The 15,812-nt window shown below is 69.2% G+C and carries 17 protein-coding genes and 2 tRNA genes; 7 read left to right on the forward strand and 12 right to left on the reverse strand.

What is annotated here, in order from left to right; all coding sequences use genetic code 11:
* Window positions 1–188: 188 nt before the first annotated feature.
* Both tsf and rpsB read right to left on the reverse strand, forming a co-directional pair.
* Window positions 189–1,019 (reverse strand): translation elongation factor Ts, encoded by an 831-nt coding sequence (tsf, locus tag A5728_RS09040; RefSeq protein WP_064846724.1) that lies wholly within the window; start codon window positions 1,017–1,019, stop codon window positions 189–191.
* Window positions 1,020–1,133: 114 nt separating this feature from the next.
* On the reverse strand, window positions 1,134–1,991 hold the full coding sequence (gene rpsB / locus A5728_RS09045) for a 30S ribosomal protein S2 (RefSeq protein WP_064846725.1): 858 nt from the start codon (window positions 1,989–1,991) through the stop codon (window positions 1,134–1,136).
* A 511-nt stretch (window positions 1,992–2,502) separates the two neighbouring features.
* Here rpsB and A5728_RS09050 point away from each other — a divergent pair.
* A complete protein-coding gene (locus A5728_RS09050; RefSeq protein ID WP_064846726.1) occupies window positions 2,503–2,976 on the forward strand; it encodes a M23 family metallopeptidase in 474 nt (157 codons plus the stop codon).
* Between the two features lie 30 nt (window positions 2,977–3,006).
* On the opposite strand, the gene A5728_RS09055 is transcribed toward A5728_RS09050, so the two are convergent.
* The 4 genes from A5728_RS09055 to A5728_RS09070 form a co-directional block, all read right to left on the reverse strand.
* Window positions 3,007–3,080: transfer RNA gene (locus A5728_RS09055), tRNA-Ile, on the reverse strand.
* Between the two features lie 69 nt (window positions 3,081–3,149).
* Window positions 3,150–4,304 (reverse strand): glycosyltransferase, encoded by a 1,155-nt coding sequence (locus tag A5728_RS09060; RefSeq protein ID WP_082943364.1) that lies wholly within the window; start codon window positions 4,302–4,304, stop codon window positions 3,150–3,152.
* A gap of 22 nt (window positions 4,305–4,326) precedes the next feature.
* Window positions 4,327–5,277, reverse strand: coding sequence for a DMT family transporter (locus tag A5728_RS09065; RefSeq protein WP_082943365.1), 951 nt, complete (start codon window positions 5,275–5,277; stop codon window positions 4,327–4,329).
* A gap of 239 nt (window positions 5,278–5,516) precedes the next feature.
* Complete coding sequence (locus A5728_RS09070) at window positions 5,517–6,428, reverse strand: phage holin family protein (RefSeq protein WP_082943366.1); 912 nt, start codon at window positions 6,426–6,428, stop codon at window positions 5,517–5,519.
* Window positions 6,429–6,669: 241 nt separating this feature from the next.
* Between A5728_RS09070 and A5728_RS14505 the strand changes: the two genes are divergently transcribed.
* From A5728_RS14505 to A5728_RS09090, 4 genes are all read left to right on the forward strand, one after another.
* Window positions 6,670–6,963 (forward strand): hypothetical protein, encoded by a 294-nt coding sequence (locus A5728_RS14505; RefSeq protein ID WP_064846729.1) that lies wholly within the window; start codon window positions 6,670–6,672, stop codon window positions 6,961–6,963.
* Between the two features lie 8 nt (window positions 6,964–6,971).
* Entirely contained in the window at window positions 6,972–7,355 is a 384-nt protein-coding gene (locus A5728_RS14510) for a M20/M25/M40 family metallo-hydrolase (protein WP_197493142.1), read from the forward strand.
* A 90-nt stretch (window positions 7,356–7,445) separates the two neighbouring features.
* On the forward strand, window positions 7,446–8,060 hold the full coding sequence (locus A5728_RS14515; RefSeq protein ID WP_064846731.1) for a hypothetical protein: 615 nt from the start codon (window positions 7,446–7,448) through the stop codon (window positions 8,058–8,060).
* A gap of 104 nt (window positions 8,061–8,164) precedes the next feature.
* Window positions 8,165–8,356, forward strand: coding sequence for a hypothetical protein (locus tag A5728_RS09090; RefSeq protein WP_064846732.1), 192 nt, complete (start codon window positions 8,165–8,167; stop codon window positions 8,354–8,356).
* Window positions 8,357–8,377: 21 nt separating this feature from the next.
* Here A5728_RS09090 and A5728_RS09095 read toward each other — a convergent pair whose 3' ends face one another.
* Both A5728_RS09095 and A5728_RS09100 read right to left on the reverse strand, forming a co-directional pair.
* The gene (locus tag A5728_RS09095; protein WP_064846733.1) at window positions 8,378–9,178 is read right to left on the reverse strand and encodes an ABC transporter ATP-binding protein; all 801 of its coding nucleotides are present in this window, start codon (window positions 9,176–9,178) and stop codon (window positions 8,378–8,380) included.
* Between the two features lie 44 nt (window positions 9,179–9,222).
* A complete protein-coding gene (locus A5728_RS09100) occupies window positions 9,223–10,338 on the reverse strand; it encodes an ABC transporter permease (protein ID WP_064846734.1) in 1,116 nt (371 codons plus the stop codon).
* 344 nt (window positions 10,339–10,682) lie between these two features.
* Between A5728_RS09100 and A5728_RS09105 the strand changes: the two genes are divergently transcribed.
* Window positions 10,683–11,966, forward strand: a complete 1,284-nt coding sequence (locus tag A5728_RS09105; protein ID WP_064846735.1) for a sensor histidine kinase — start codon at window positions 10,683–10,685, stop codon at window positions 11,964–11,966.
* The gene (locus A5728_RS09110; protein WP_064846736.1) at window positions 11,963–12,586 is read left to right on the forward strand and encodes a response regulator transcription factor; all 624 of its coding nucleotides are present in this window, start codon (window positions 11,963–11,965) and stop codon (window positions 12,584–12,586) included. The genes A5728_RS09105 and A5728_RS09110 overlap by 4 nt, the downstream gene beginning before the upstream one ends.
* On the opposite strand, the gene A5728_RS09115 is transcribed toward A5728_RS09110, so the two are convergent.
* The 4 genes from A5728_RS09115 to dnaG all read right to left on the reverse strand — a co-directional run bounded on the left by A5728_RS09115 (window position 12,555) and on the right by dnaG (window position 15,749).
* A complete protein-coding gene (locus tag A5728_RS09115; RefSeq protein WP_064846737.1) occupies window positions 12,555–12,914 on the reverse strand; it encodes a hypothetical protein in 360 nt (119 codons plus the stop codon). The two genes, A5728_RS09110 and A5728_RS09115, sit on opposite strands and share 32 nt — an antisense overlap.
* Before the next feature lie 264 nt (window positions 12,915–13,178).
* Entirely contained in the window at window positions 13,179–13,454 is a 276-nt protein-coding gene (locus A5728_RS09120) for a hypothetical protein (RefSeq protein ID WP_143470030.1), read from the reverse strand.
* Window positions 13,455–13,595: 141 nt separating this feature from the next.
* Window positions 13,596–13,671, reverse strand: a tRNA-Asn gene (locus tag A5728_RS09125).
* A 107-nt stretch (window positions 13,672–13,778) separates the two neighbouring features.
* Window positions 13,779–15,749, reverse strand: coding sequence for a DNA primase (dnaG, locus tag A5728_RS09130; protein WP_064846739.1), 1,971 nt, complete (start codon window positions 15,747–15,749; stop codon window positions 13,779–13,781).
* Window positions 15,750–15,812 lie beyond the last annotated feature (63 nt).

Below are 15,812 nucleotides of genomic sequence, written 5' to 3' on the forward strand. Positions count from 1 at the left end.
GGGGCGGTTCGTTGGGTGCCGGCCCGCGGCCCCCGGGCCCCCCCCCCCCCCCCTACCCCGCGGGGGGGCCCCCCCGGCCCCCCCGGGGGCCCCCCCCCGCGTCAGTGCGGGACGCGCGACGGTCTCCCGTCGAGACGTCGCTGTGGGCCTCACGTGCTCGGCGCACGCGGGACCCCGCGAACGGGTGCTCAGGCCCCCACGCGGAACCGCGCGAACGCGGTGGCGGTGGCGCCGGCCTCGGACAGCACCTGGCCCACGGACTTCTTGGCGTCCTTGGCGAAGTCCTGGTCCACGAGCACGACGTCCTTGTAGTAGCCCTTCAGGCGACCCTGGACGATGTTCGGGATGATCTTCTCGGGCTTGCCCTCGTTGCGAGCGGTTTCCTCCGCGACGCGCTTCTCGTTCTCCACGGTCTCCGCGGGGACGTCCTCCTCGGAGAGGAAGGACGGGGACATCGCGGCGATGTGCACAGCAACGTCGTGCGCGGCGGTCTCGGCGTCAGCACCGGACACGGCCAGCAGGACACCCACCTGGGCGGGCAGGTCCTTGGAGGTCTTGTGCAGGTACACGGCCACGTGATCACCGGCGACACGGGCCACACGACGCACGACGACCTTCTCGCCCAGCAGCGCACCGGTCTCGGTCACGAGATCGGAGATGGTCTTGCCGTCCGCCTGGGCGGCCAGCAGGGACTCGAGGTCCGCGGCGTCGGAGGCCACGGCGGCGTCGAGCACCTTGTTGCCGAACTCCACGAACGGGGCAGACTTGGCCACGAAGTCGGTCTCGGAGTTGACCTCGACCATGTAGCCCACGTTGTTCTCGGTGCGGGCCACAATGATGCCCTCGGCGGTCGAGCGACCCTCGCGCTTGGTCACACCCTTGAGGCCCTTGACGCGGATGATCTCCTGGGCCTTCTGGGCGTCACCGTCGGCCTCGTCCAGGGCCTTCTTGACGTCCAGCATCCCGGCACCCGTGCGCTCGCGCAGGGCCTTGATGTCGGCAGCGGTGTAGTTCGCCATGTGAACTCCTCTGTTGTCGGTTCGTCCGTGCCGGGCGCCTCAGGACGTCCGGCACGGTTCCGGTCACCACGATGGGTCACCGGGAAGAATGGAAGGTGAACTCGCTCACCGGCCTCACTCGGCGGCGGGGGCGTCCTTCTGCTCGGTCTCGGCGGGCTGCTCGGCGGCGGGCGCGGCCTGCTCGGCCGGGGCCGCCTGCTCGGCGGTCTGCTCGTTGTGCTGTTCCAGCAGCTCGCGCTCCCACTCGGCCATGGGCTCCTCGGCGGCGTTGGACTTGCCGTTGTTGCGCTCCATGAGGCCCTCGGCCACGGCGTCGGCGATCACGCGGGTGAGCAGTGAGACGGAGCGGATGGAGTCGTCGTTACCCGGGATCGGGAACGCGACCTCGTCCGGATCGCAGTTGGTGTCGAGGATCGCGACGATCGGCACGCCGAGCTTCTGCGCCTCGTCCACCGCGAGGTGTTCCTTCTTGGTGTCCACGATCCAGACCAGGGACGGGGTCTTGGTGAGGTTGCGGATGCCGCCGAGCGTGCGCTCCAGCTTCTCCTTCTCGCGGCGCAGCAGCAGCAATTCCTTCTTGGTGTACTGCGAGCCCGCGACGTCGTCGAAGTCGACCTCTTCCAGTTCCTTCATGCGGTCGATCCGCTTGGAGACCGTCTGGAAGTTGGTGAGCATGCCACCGAGCCAACGGTGGTTCACGTAGGGCATGCCCACGCGGGTCGCCTGCTCGGCGATCGCTTCCTGCGCCTGCTTCTTGGTGCCGACGAAGAGGATGGTTCCGCCGTGGGCCACGGTCGACTTGACGGCCTCATAGGCCTTGTCGATGAAGCCCAGCGACTGCTGCAGGTCGATGATGTAGATGCCGTTGCGCTCGGTGAAGATGAAGCGCTTCATCTTCGGGTTCCAGCGACGGGTCTGGTGGCCGAAGTGGACGCCGTTGTCGAGCATCTGGCGCATGGTAACGACAGGCATGTCGTCTCCTCATGAATAATGGACGGCCCGCGGGCCGTCTCGGTGTTTACGGTTGTCGACCGGCCGTGCCGGTCCCTGGCGCGATTCGTGAGTCCTACTCGTGGAGCAGGCTCCCGTGGTTCCATACCGCGACCACCCGGTAACCGGGGCCTCGGACCGAGGACCACGCACCCGGGCGGACCATGTCCGCCGTGGGTTCCCTCGCGCGCGAAGTCAGCCATCCCGCATTGGCGCGCACCCGCGAGCGGGCACGGTGAACCAATGGCAGAGTGACTGCACCCTGTAGGATACAGCATCGCGCGGCGTCCTCGCTCCACATCGGAGCGCCTCCCCGCCCCTTCGGACCGGGCTGCCGCACGCTGTCGTCATGTGTTTTTCCGGTCACGACGACGCCGCCCCACCCATTCCTCCTCGCCCACCCGTTCCAACGGTCCCACCCATTCCCGTGCACCCGCCGTTTCCCGCACGCCCGCCCGGACGGTCCCCGCACCACGCCGTGTACTGCGCTGTGATGGCCGCGGTCCTCGCGCTTGGCTCGCTGCTGGCCCACCCCGCGGCGTGGGCCTCTCCCGACTGGGCCTGGCCCGTGTCCCCGCGCCCGTCGGTGAGCCGGCATTTCGAGGCTTCCGCACAGAAGTGGCTGCCCGGCCACCGGGGTGTGGATCTACACGCTCCCCCGGGCACACCGATACGTGCACCGCAGGACGGGGTCGTGAGTTTCGTGGGTGTCGTCGTGGACCGGGAGGTCCTCACGGTGGACCATGGCGAGGGGCACAAGTCCTCATTCGAGCCGGTGTCCTCGTCCGTGCGAGTGGGTGACCGGGTGACCCGGGGACAGGTGATCGCCAACGTGGCCACTCCCGGCCACGGCCCGGGCGGGGATGCGGTGCACTGGGGTGTGCGGGAGAACGGGGAGTACGTGAACCCGTTGCAATTCGTGGCGGACCTGCGGCCGTCGGTGTTGTTGCCGGTCCCCGGTGAGTGAGACCACAGTGAGCCAGCGTGGCATGTTTTGTAGGGCGGGTGGGGCTTGAACCCACGACCAAAGGATTATGAGTCCTCTGCTCTGACCAGCTGAGCTACCGCCCCCTGTGCGACCGCGAACGGATGTCGAGGTCGCCGCCCTACGCTACCGCATGCGCGGCGCCGCAGGGACCGTCACGCCTCCCCGCCGGTGTAGAGCCGCTCGAACGTATCCAGTGTCTTGGCGAAGGAGTGGCGGGACACCATGTCCCGGCTGCGCTCGCCCATGGCCCGCCGTTGTTCGGGCGGGGCATCGAGGACCAGTTGCAGCTTGGTCGCGAGGTCCCCGGAATTGCCCGGGGAGAAGAGGTACCCGTTGCGTCCCTCGTCCGCGAGGTGGGGCAGCGCGCGGGCGTTGGCGAGCACCACGGGGGTCGAGGCGCTCATGGCCTCCAGCGTCACGAGGGACTGCAGTTCCGCTGTCCCGGGCTGGCAGAACACGTCCGCGCGGAGGTAGGCCGTGCGTAGCTGCTCGTCCGTGAGGAACCCCAGGAAGTGGACCCGGTCCGCGACACCGTGTTCGTGTGCGAGTTTCACGAGCCGGTCCAGCTGTTCCCCCTCCCCCACGATCTCGGCGTGAACGTTCTTCTCCCGCGGGATCAGGGCCACGGCCTCGATGAGTTCGTCCACATTCTTCTCCACGGCCAGGCGTCCGCAGAACAGTACGATCGGGTGGTCCGGGTGCTCGATCTGCTCCCCCGCGGCGGCTTCGTAGTCACCGGCCTGGATCCCGTTGGACACCGCGATCGCCCGATCGGGGACACCGTTGTCGACCATGGTGCGCACCGCGAGCGGCGTGGGTGCGGTGATGACGTCGCAGCGGCCGTACACGCGGGCGATGTCCCACCACGAGACCTTGCGGTAGCCGCGCACGAACCACTGCGGGAACGGCAGGAACGGCTCGATGTTCTCGGGGACGAAGTGATTGGTCCCCACGACCCGGACACCACGGCGCACGGCCTCACGGACCACGAGCCGGCCCAGGATGTAGTGGCACTGGACGTGGACCACGTCCGGGCGGACGTCGTCGAACAACCGCGCGACCTCCCGCACGATCTCCCACGGGAAGCACAACCGGAAGTAGGGGTGGGTGAACGCGTGGTGGGAGCGGAACCGGTGCTCGGTCACCCCGGCGTCGTCCATGATCCGGGACGGGCCGCTCGTGGGCATGGGTGCTGCGACGTGGACCTCGTGACCCCGTTCCAGCATGCCGCGCGCGAGGCGGCGGGCGAACTGCGCGGAACCGTTGATGTCGGGCGGATAGGTCTCAGCGGTGATCAGTATTCTCAAGGCCTTGTGTTCCGTAGGGGGATCAGCGATCGGTGGCGCGTTCGGTTCGTCGGGGTGTCGCCGTGTCCGCAACCGCCCCGCTGGTCACCGCGTCCTGCTGGGCGCGTGCGGCCGCCCGGCGTTGCAGGACCTCGGGGTGGTGTCGCGAGAGCACGACCACGCCGACTATAGCAACGAGACCCGCGAGCCCCATGGCCGTGCCGAGTGCCCCGGTGAAGGAGTCACCGGCCTCTCCCAGGACCACGAGACCCAGGGCCACACCCACCATGGGGTCCACCACGGTAAGCCCGGCGATCACGAGATCCGGCGGTCCGCACGAATACGCGCACTGCACCATCCACCCGCCCAGCGCAGCGGCGACCACGATCATGAGCACGCTGGTCCACCGGATGTCCCCGAACCCGCTGGACGTGATGGTGGTGGCGGTCAACCGGACGAGCACGGCCACGAAGCCGTAGAGGAGCCCCGCTCCCAAGACGTAGAACATGCTGATCCGGTGCCGGCGCACGAATAGCTCGCACACACCGATGAGCACCACGAGGCCCACAAGCAGGGCGACCACCGTGTTCTCGGCACGCGTTCCGGGTACGTGGGTGGGATCCGTCCCGATCACGGCGCACACCACGAACGTGGCTCCACCCACGCTGCACAGGGCTACGGCGAGCCACGTGCCACGGTTGATGATCAGGTGGCGGTGCCGGGCGTGCAACAGCGTGGTGATGACGAGTGCGATTACCCCGATGGGCTGCACCACGGTCACGGTCGCAAGCGAGAGCGCCGCGACGTTCAGCACCGTTCCGAGGCCCAGCAGCGCGAGTCCGCTGAGCCAGCGTAGATTGCGCACGAGGGGCCACAGCCCCCGCGGCGTCAACGGTCCCTCGGTGTGCCCGGTGACCGCCACGGATTGCGTCTGCGTACCGAGCGCGAGGCACACCGCCGAGCTCAGTGCCAGAGCCACCGCGATCCACTGCATCACCGATTCATCACGTCCTCCGTCACGGTCTCATCGTAGAGCTCGGGGGCGCGGCGGGCCTGGGAGTTCACCGCATGTTCGCACCGGGGCACGAGGGATCCCATACCGCCGGATGAGACGCACCGGAGCCGGAGGAGTCGCGCACCCGAGTACGCCCCCGGACACGGTGGAGGCCGGGTCGCGACGATGGCGACCCGGCCTCCGGCACGGCTGGCGACTCACGCGAGCCGCGTACCCGGTTACTTCTTGAGCAGCTTGCGCAGGAACACCAGGAACGCGGACCCGGCGGCCACGGCGACCGCGAGGGGCTGCCAGCGCTCGCTCAGGACGTCCTGGGCGGACGTGGAACCGGCGGGACGGACCCCCTGGGAGCCACCCTTGGACGCGAAGGTCCGCTTGACCGTCTCCTGGGTCTCGGTGAACGTGCGCTGGGTGCGGCCCACGAAGCCCTGCGTGGCGGCCTGGACGGAATCGGCGCGGTTCTGGGCGTCGTCGCGCAGGCTCTTGAGGTGTTCGCGGCGCAGCTTGAGGCGGTGGCGCAACTGCTCCTCGGTGGGCTTGACGGGCTTGACCTGGTTGGGGTCGTTGGCCGCCTCTTCCTTCTCCCGCTGCTTCTTCTGCTCGGTCTCGTTCATCTCACGCTGGACACGGCCCTCATTGTACGCGGAGCCCTCCTTGACCACACCGAGGTCGTAGCGCAGCCCGAAGATGGCCTTCTTGGGCATTAGTGGCAACGCACTCTTGATCTTGGCGATCCCGATCAGCGCGAGCACGGCCAGGATGATGAGGAACAGCAGGGCGAGCAGCAGCGCGGCCAGCCACGCCGGCATCACGTGGGACAGGCCCGCGATGGCGGCACCGATCAAGGCGATGACGGCGAGGCCCAGGAACACGAGACCGACCACCGCGAGCGCGGCGCCCACGCCCACCTTGATGCCCTTCTCCTTGAGCTCCAGGAACGCGAGCTGGGCCTCATCTTTGAGCTGCTTGGGGAGCAATCGGGTGAAGACCTTGACGACGTCCGTGATGGACGCGGCACCCGGCTTCGTGGTGGTGCGAGTTCTTGCCCCGGACGTGTGTCCTGTGTGGCCGGATGAATGCCCGGTGCTGCCGGACGAGTGACCGCTGTTGGGGTCCACTGCATGGCTCATGCCGCCTCCGATGAGTACGTGGTGGTGCTGAACGGTTGATCTGATTTCAAAATACCATTCGGCCGCGCGCCCAGCGGGCAGGGACGGGCGCGACACCTCGGTCGTGACGAGGCTCGGACCTTGTCAACCACCGGGGGCTGTGGAAAACTGAAGGCGTTCATTGAAAGCAGATTCCTTTACATAAGTCAACATTGTAATCTCTTCAGAATCACGCATGATTCACAAAAGATCTTATTGTTGGGTGATTTCTTCGAGAGGGTTCACGGCCCCGCAGATCGAGGCTCCCGCGTCCGACGTCATCGACTGGCGCCGCCGCATCCACGCCCACCCGGAGCTGTCCTACAAGGAGCACGCGACATCCGACTTCGTGGTGGAGACACTCCCGAGCTTTGGCCTCTCCCCCGAGCGCCCCACCGAGACCTCGGTGACGGTACTGATCCAGGGCCGGGGGCCGGGTAGCACAGTGGCGTTGCGCGCGGACCTGGACGCCCTGCCTTTGCAGAGGAGACCGGGGACTCCTTCGCCTCCACGGTGAACGGTGTCATGCACGCGTGCGGTCATGACGGCCACACGGCCATGCTGCTGGGCACGGCCCGGGTGCTGGGCACGGCCCGGGTGCTGAGCGGCCTCACGGACAGTTTCGACGGCGCCGTCACGCTGATTTTCCAGCACGCAGAGGAGACTCCCCCGGGCGGCGCCAAGGAGCTCGTGGGTCAGGGCGTGCTCGAGGGCGGGGACGCGATCTTCGGGGTGCACATGGCGAACCAGGCCACCTGCACGATCTCCGTGCGCAAGGGTGTCACCTCCACAGTGGCGGGCGGCTTCTTCGCGACCATCAAGGGCCAGGGTTCCCGCGCTTCCATGCCGCAGAACTGTGCGGACCCGGTGCTGGTCGCCGCGCAGATCGGCTACGACGCCGCGGTGTAGGCCCTGGGCGAGGACAAAGTCTCCTGGGGCCCGGGCACGTCCGCCTCCGACGACTTCGCGTACTTCGCGCGGGAGGTCCCCGCGTGCTTCGTGTTCCTGGGCGGTGGCATGGCCGAGGACCGGCTGCCCTCCATGAACCACCACCCCAAGTTCGGCATCAGGGAAGAGGCCCTCGAGGCCGGCGTGCGCACGGAGGTGCAGATGGCCCTGAATGATCCACGTTCCACTCCCGCGTACGACGGACACCCGACCATGAATCTCACGAGCACCCAGAAAGGCATCTTCGTCACGCTCGTGCCGGCGGCGCCGGAGCTGCCGGGCGACGGCGCGGCGTCGTCCTCTGCCGCGGCAGGCACGGAGGAGGGTGCCAACTCGAGTGCGAAGAAGGACGTCTCGATCCTCGACGCCTGGAAGAATCGCAACTCCCTGGTGCTGGGGCTGTGCCTGCTGCTCAACAACCTGGTGGGCGTGGGGCTGCTGACCTGGCTCGCCACGATGTACTCGCAACAGTTCTGGATCACCCCTGCCGGGTGGCAGTACATGGTCGTGATCCTCGGTTACGGGCTCTCGCTGTGGGTCGCCACCTCCACCGGGCCCGGCGTAGTGAAGAAGTGGTTCGAGAACAACGAGAAGGTGTTCATGCTGATCATGTCCGTGATCGGCGCGGAGCTCATGATCGTGGCCGTGATCATCCCCAATCTGTGAGGCTCCGCGTTCGCGGCCATCAACACCGGGGCGTTCGTGGGCGGCATGACGCAGGGCGCGCTGATCGGCGCCGTCGTGGACGCCGGGGGGGCACGACCGCGTTCGTGGTACTGGGTGCACTGCTCGTGCTCGGTGGTCTCGCTCCGTTCCTGCTCCGGGAACCCCGCACCCCGCTCGATCCGCAGGGTCCGCGCGCGGCGGGGCCCGATGCGGACGCCACGACACCCCCGGGCGAACCCCACGCGGGCGTGGACGCGGCCGCGGGCACCACGGGCCGACCCGACTCCCGGCGGTGAGCCCCGCCGGGAGAGGGCCCGTCAGGCCACGGTGGCAGCGACGCGACCGCTCGCCGTCGTGGCCTGTTCCGTGTCCAGGTGACCGTCCTGCATGCTCACGCATGCGTCCGCGAGGGGGACGAACTCGGTGTCGTGCGTGACCACGAGGGACGCCAGGCCGAAGGTGTGGGTCAGATCCGCGAGCAGTTCCATGACGCTGTGGGACCGCGCGTGGTCCAGCGCCGCGGTGGGCTCGTCCACGAGCAGCAGGTGCGGCCTGTTCATGAGCGCCCGGGCGATGTTGACGCGCTGACGCTGCCCACCCGAGAGCTGATGGGGGCGGCGGTCCGCGCAGTTCTCGAGCCCCACCTGTGCGAGCAGTTCGCCCGCCCGAGCGCGGGCCCGCGCAAGCTCCTTGCCCCTGGCCCCGGCCACGTGCGCGGCGAGTACGAGTTGTTCGCGGGCGGTCAGCGAGGCCAGGAGATTGGGTTGCTGGAACACCATGCCCGTGTGCTCCCGGCGGACCCCGGCGAGTTCGCGTTCGGGGAGCTCCTCGAGCCGACGGCCCGCCACGGACACCGAGCCGGAACTCGGGCGGACCAACCCGGCGGCCACGGCGAGCAGCGAGGACTTGCCGGACCCGGACGGGCCCACGAGCGCCGTCATGGTGCCCGCGGCCAGCTCGAGGGACACACGGTCCAGAGCTCGCACCGTGCGGGGTTCGCCCTGCTCGTCCGTGCCGTCCGGGTACTCCAGGCAGAGGTCGGTCACCCGGAGGGCGGGATCATCGGTCGAGTACTCATGCGGCCCGTCCGGGCGTGCCGCTGCGGTGTGGTTGTCCATGGGGTCTCCTGCGCGGTGACGGGGGTGACGATCGGAATGCATGCTCAGTTGCCTCCCAGGGCGATCATCGGATCCACGGTGGACACGCGGCGCACGACGAGCACGGACCCGATCAGTCCCAGCGCCAGGACACCGGCCACGGGCAGCGCCATGGTCGCAGCGCTCAGCACGAACGGGACCACGGACCCGGCGAGCGCACCGCCGGCGATCCCCAGGCCGCCGCCCACGAGCACGCCGATCGTGAGCACCACGACGGCCTGGACCAGGGAATCCCGCACCACGTAACCACGGCTCGCGCCGAGAGCGCGCAGCACAGCAATGTCCCGGGTGCGCTGGATGGTCCACACGGTCAGGAAGGAGATCACCACCAGGGCGCTGATGCCGTAGAGGAAGCCCTGCATCATGCGCAGCGAGCCCTGCTCCGACTCGTAGGCGGGCAGCGCCGCGAAGGCGTCCCCGGTGTCCATGGCCACGGTTGCGGTGCGCTCCGTGACCCCCTCGGGCACGGTGTCCGTGGTGAGGGCCAGGGCGGTGGCCTGCTCGGGGTCGTCGGTGTGGGCCACGGCGGGAAAGTCCCCCATGCTGAGCCACACGACCGGCACGTGGCTGTAGTACTCGTCCGCCACGACCCCGGTGACCTTCAGGGACGTGCCGGCCAGGGTCACCGCGTCCCCCACGCCCACGTTCATCTCGCGAGCCAGCGTCTCACTGAGCACGGCGGCGCCGTCCTGTGGGTGGGTGACCCCGTTGACGGCGCTCAGCCCGGGCGCGAGCCGCGAGCCCGGTTCGAGCGCGACACCGGCCACGGAGGTGGCCGATGTGGCGTCGGCGGAGGAGTTCGCCCCGTCCCCGGCCCGCGCGGTGGTCTGCACGAGGCCGAGCCGCTCCACGTGGTGCGCGCCCACGGTGTCACGCCACGCGCGCGTTTCGTCCGCGGTGATCCGGGACGTCGTGAAGGACGGGTCGGACGCGTCCCCCGCCGGGGCACTGAGCACGAACCGCTGCGCCTGCAACCGTTCCAGGGCCGAGGTGTTCTGGTGGCCTAGCCCGTTGGTCAACCCGGTGAGCAGTACGAGCAACAGCGTGATCAGGGCCACGACGGTCGCGAGCAACGCGAACCGCCCCTTGGCGAACGTGATGTCCCGTAGGGACAGGTACATGGTGATCTCCGATGGGTCGAGAAACTGTTCCCCTCAAGCTTCGCGGGACGCGGCCGCCGGTGGATCGCCCCGCGGGTGGAGACCGTCCAGCCCCTCGGGGGATGCCGCGCTCAACCAATCGGTTGACCCGGCGCGCTCGTCCCGTGCGTAGCATGGCGGGAGGTCGGGCTGTCTCGTGAGCTGCGGCGGCATTGCCCGGAGCAGTACACCGTGCTGAGATCGGGATGCCGCGCCCCCATCGGCACCACGCTTCGATGACGCGCTCGTCACCCGGCCACGACGACGCCGTCCCCGGCGCAGCACCCGATGACACGACCACCGCACGACCCGGAAGGAGCCCCCGAGTGCGCGAGGACCTCTCCACCCCCGCAGTGCTGAGCGCCCTGCGGGTCACGTTGCACGTGAGCTTCGCGGCGCTGTTGGTGCTCGCCGCCGTGCGCGCGGTGCTGCACCTGAGCCGGGCCCCTGGCGGCGGGGCGATGATCGCCGTCGTCCTGGGACTGAGCGTGCTGCTCGCGGCGGTCTACCTCGCGGGGACCCTGGTGGAGAACCGTGTGGCGCGGGGTCGTGCGAGCCGGGAATCCCTGCGGTGGGGTCCCGGGTGGCTCGGTCTCATCGCGGCGCTGTGGGCCGCGCTGGCCCTGCTGAGCCCGGACTTCTCGTGGGTCGCGTTCCCCCTGTTCTTCCTGTGCCCCGTGGTACTGCCCACCGCGGCGGCGCTGGTCGCGATCGTGGTGCTCACCGGCGTCGTGGTGCTCTCCCAGTACCTACATGCCGCCCCGGGGGCGTTCGCGGCGGGAATGGCGCTCGGACCCGCGATCGGTGCGATTGTCGCGCTGCTCGTGAGCTTCGGGTACCGCGCACTGTACGAGGACACCCGCCGCCACGTGCGCGCGATCCGCGATCTCGAATCCACGCGAGCTGAGCTGGCGCGCCAGGAACGGGACGCGGGGACCATGGCCGAGCGCGACCGGTTGTCCCGCGAAATCCACGACACCCTGGCCCAGGGCCTGACCTCGATCGTGCTAGTCTCACGGGCCGCACAGCGCTCGCTGGAGCGCGCGGAGCTCGACGCGGCCCGCGCGCAACTGGCCACGATCGAGGACACGGCCGCGGCCGACCTCGCGGAGGCGCGTCGGTTCGTACGGGACCTCGCCGCACCGGCACCGGGTGACTCCCTGCCCGCCGTCCTCGCGGAGGTGTGTCACCGCACCCGGGAGGCGGCCCGCGCCGTGGGCGCGCCGCTCACGTGCGAGTTCACGGTGGAAGGTGCCGTCCCCGAACTGCCCGCCCCGCAGCGCACCCTGTTCGTGAGGGCAGCGCAGTCCACCCTCGCGAACGTGACCTCGCACGCGCGGGCGTCACGCGCCGTCGTGACCCTCGCGGGCTGGGACGACGCCGTGACGCTGGACGTCGTGGACGACGGCGCGGGCTTCAGACCGCGTTCCGCCGCCGACGACGCACGCAACGACAGCTTCGGACTGGCCCACCTGCGACGCCGCGCGCACGAGCTCGGGGCCGTCCTGACCGTGGAGTCCGAACCCGGCGCCGGAACGGCCGTGAACCTGCGGTTGCCCCTGCCCGCGCCCGAAGCCACCCGCCCCCTGCCGAATGGAGATTCGTCATGACCACCCGCGTATTGCTCGTGGACGATCATCCCGTGGTGCGCGCCGGGCTGCGCGCGGTGCTCGAATCGGTGGGTGACATCGTGGTCGGCGCCGAGGCGCCGGACGGACACGTGGCGCTCGAGATGCTGTCCCGCGCGGGCGGCTCCGTGGACGTGGTGGTCATGGACCTGCAGATGGGTTCCGGGATGGGCGGGCTGGACGCGACCCGGCGCATTGTCGCGGCGGGCGGGCCCCCGGTGCTGATCCTCACGACCTACGACACCCAGGCGGACATCGTCGCCGCGCTCGAGGCCGGCGCGACCGGTTACCTCCTCAAGGACTCGCAGCCCGAGACCATCGGTGCCGCCGTGCACGACGCCGCCGCGGGCCGCCCCGTGCTGTCCCCCTCCGTCACGGCGCGGCTCATGCAGCGGGTGCGTTCCCCCGGCACGTCGCTGAGCGCGCGGGAGATCGAGATCCTGCGCGGGCTCGCCACGGGCGCGTCCAACAGGGCCCTGGCCAAGGAATTGTTCATCTCGGAAGCCACCGTGAAGACGCACCTTGTACACATCTACGACAAGCTCGGGGTGGACAACCGGACGGCGGCGGTCAACCGTGCGCGGGAAGAACACCTGATCTGACGGATGCGATCACGGCGGCGATCCGCTCGGGGTGATCCACCATGACGAAGTGACCGCTGCGTCGCAACACGATCGTGTGCACGGGCGCTTCCCGGGACAGGTAGGTGGCCCGGGCGAGCACGTGGCGCACCCACCGGGTGGTCCCGATCCGCGGCAGCCGTCCGTTCGCGGCCACCACCAGGACGTCCAGCTCCGGGTCCAGGGGCGTGTGGGCAGCCAGTTCCCGCAACCGGTTCATGCACGCCACGTAGCCCGCGAGTTCCCGCAGGGACCCCATGAGGAAGTTCGGGGATGCCAGATCCACGCGCAGCTGCGGCCACGAACGCATGAGGCGTCCGCGTCCGGGCACGAGTCGCCCGGCCACGACGGGGCCCACCACACGCCACGCCGGAGCAGCACACGATGACCGGCCCGGAGCCCGCATCGAGGATCCGTACGGGGCCGCCCATAACTTCGCGGGTGCTGACATGATCCCCGATGCCCGACGGCGCGGAACCGTTGTCCTGTTCGTTGCGAGTTCCCGTGAGCGCAACCGCTGGGCGACGGGCACGCCGGCCGCGGCGATGAGCCACACCGCGATTGCGAGAGGACATCACTTCACGGGTCCGTCCGTCCCTCGCGTACCGTTCGGGAGAGCGCGCCACAGGGTCCGCAGCCGCGCAGAGGAGAACGCCGTCACCCCGGCGAGCACCACCCCGACCACTGCGTCCACGGTTCGCAGCACGGTGGCCCCGGCGAGGTCCGCGACGACGTACTCGGACACGAAGGACGTCCACGGGTGCAGTTCCCGGTTCACGAGCGGATAGAGGACCCACACCGAGTACAACAGCGCCGCTACGGCGCACAATCGGCGAGAAGCCAGAGTCAAGGAACCGGGTCACCCGCCTGAGTCGTGGGCCGCACGTACGGAACAGCCGCCGAGTCTATTAGGCCGCGGCGGCTCCCGGAGGCGGGTGCCGCCCTGGATACGACGAAGGCCCCCTTCCGTACTGGAAGAGGGCCTCCGTGGTGGCTCCCCCGACTGGACTCGAACCAGTAACCCTTCGATTAACAGTCGAATGCTCTGCCAATTGAGCTACGGGGGAATGTACGCACTGCTGCGCAACGAGACGATACTTTACCGCCCCGTCGCGGCTTCCTCAAATCGAATCCCCGCCACCACCCGCAAGCGCCACACCCCTCTGAGTCGGGGTCACACCCCGGTGAGGCTGCGCCGCTGCAGTTCGAGGTCCAGCAGTTCGCGGTTGAGCTGTTGGTACAGCTCGGGTTCCCGTTGCGCGTTCAACCGGTTGAGGTGGGCCAGTTTGTCCGACTTCGCCCGGTTGATGTGCATCTCCACGAGCGAGGTGAGCACGCCCACCGCGTAGTTGCGCATTTGTTGCTCGGTGGCCGCGGGTAGCGGCGTGACGGACAGTTGTGCGAGGTAGCCGTGCAACGGTTCGGGCAGGTGGGCGCGCACGTGTTCGAGCCACGCGCGACCGCCCTCCCCGTGATAGTCCTCGTCCGCGCGGGCGGCCACCACGGCATCGTGCAAGACCTGGTGCACCCGGTACGTCATGCCGGCGGAATCGAAATGCTCCCAGTAGCCGTCCGGCACGAGGTCCGGGAGCTGGAGCACCACTTCGAGCGCCTCCCGTTCCATCCGGGACACGGGTTCGCGCGGATCCGGCAGCTCGGGCGCCTCGGGCCGGTGGTTCTCACCGGGGGCCGAGCCGGGCCCGGAGACAGGCCCCGAGCCATGCCTCGATCCGACCGAGTCACCGCGGTGGCCACGCGCATCCGGACGGTCCGGGGTCGACCCCTGAGCGCGCCCCCGCCCCGGTTCTCCCCGGCCGTTCTCACTGCGGGAGGCGGCGTCGACGGCGCGCAGCACCTCGTTCGTCTCGATCCCCAGCCACCCGGACAGCTCCCGCGCGTACGCGGGGCGCAGGGCGGGGTCACGGATCCTGGCCACGATCGGGGCGCACGCCCGCATGGCGCGGAGCCGACCCTCGAGGCTGTTGACGTCGTACTCGCGGATCGTGGCTTTCAAGGCGAACTCGAACAGCGGGGTGCGGGACTCCACGAGATCACGCACGGCCACGTCCCCGCGGGTCAGGCGCAGGTCACACGGATCCATCCCGTGGGGCTCGACCGCCACGTAGGTCTGGGCCACGAACCGCTGGTCCTCCTGGAAGGCGCGCAGCGCGGCCTTCTGTCCGGCGGCGTCGCCGTCGAACGTGAACACGACTTCTCCCCCGGCGGAGTCGTCCGAGAGGAACCGGCGCACGATCTTGATGTGGTCCGCGCCGAACGCGGTGCCGCACGTGGCCACCGCCGTGGTGATCCCGGCCAGGTGGCACGCCATGACGTCCGTGTACCCCTCCACGACCACGACCTGTTTGGTCTTGGCGATCGGCCGTTTGGCCAGGTCAATGCCGTAGAGCACCTGGGACTTCTTGTAGAGCTGGGTCTCGGGGGTGTTGAGGTACTTGGGGCCGGGATCGTCGTCGTAGAGCTTGCGTGCCCCGAACCCGATGACCTCCCCCGCGACCGCGCGGATGGGCCAGATCAGCCGCCCCCGGAACCGGTCGTAGAGTCCGCGGTTGCCCTCCGAGACCATGCCGGTGAGCTTGAGTTCCTGGTCCGTGAACCCGTGATTGCGCAGGTGCTGCAACAGGTGGGACCACCCCTGCGGTGCGTAGCCGATCCCGTAGGTGCGAGCGGCGTCATGATCGAAACCGCGCTCCCCCAGGAACCGCTGGGCCGCGGCGGCCTGCCGGGTGTAGAGGTTGCGTTGGAAGAACTCCGCGGCCACCTTGTGTGCGTCGAGCAACCGCTGTCGACGCCCTACTTCCTCCCGGTTGGGTGCGGAACCCTGCTCGTAGTGCAGCTCGTACCCGATCCGGGCGGCCAACCGTTCCACGGTCTCCGAGAACGGCGTGTGGTCCATTTCCATGAGGAAGGAGATGACGTCCCCGGACTCGTCGCACCCGAAGCAGTGGTACGTGCCCAGTTGGGGGCGCACGTGGAAGGACGGCGTGCGTTCGTCGTGGAAGGGGCAGAGTCCCTTGTACGAACCGATGCCCGCGGGCTTGAGGGTCACGTACTGTTCCACGACCTCGCGGAGGTCCGTGCGCGCACGGACCTCGTCGATGTCTTCACGCTTGATCAGTCCGGCCACTCGGCCAGTTTAGGCACCCCGTCAAACCGGATCGCGCACGCGTCACGGATGTGCAGCGGCCCG

Origin of the sequence: Kocuria sp. ICS0012 (genome assembly GCF_001665945.1) — a bacterium.
Lineage (GTDB): Bacteria > Actinomycetota > Actinomycetes > Actinomycetales > Micrococcaceae > Kocuria > Kocuria marina.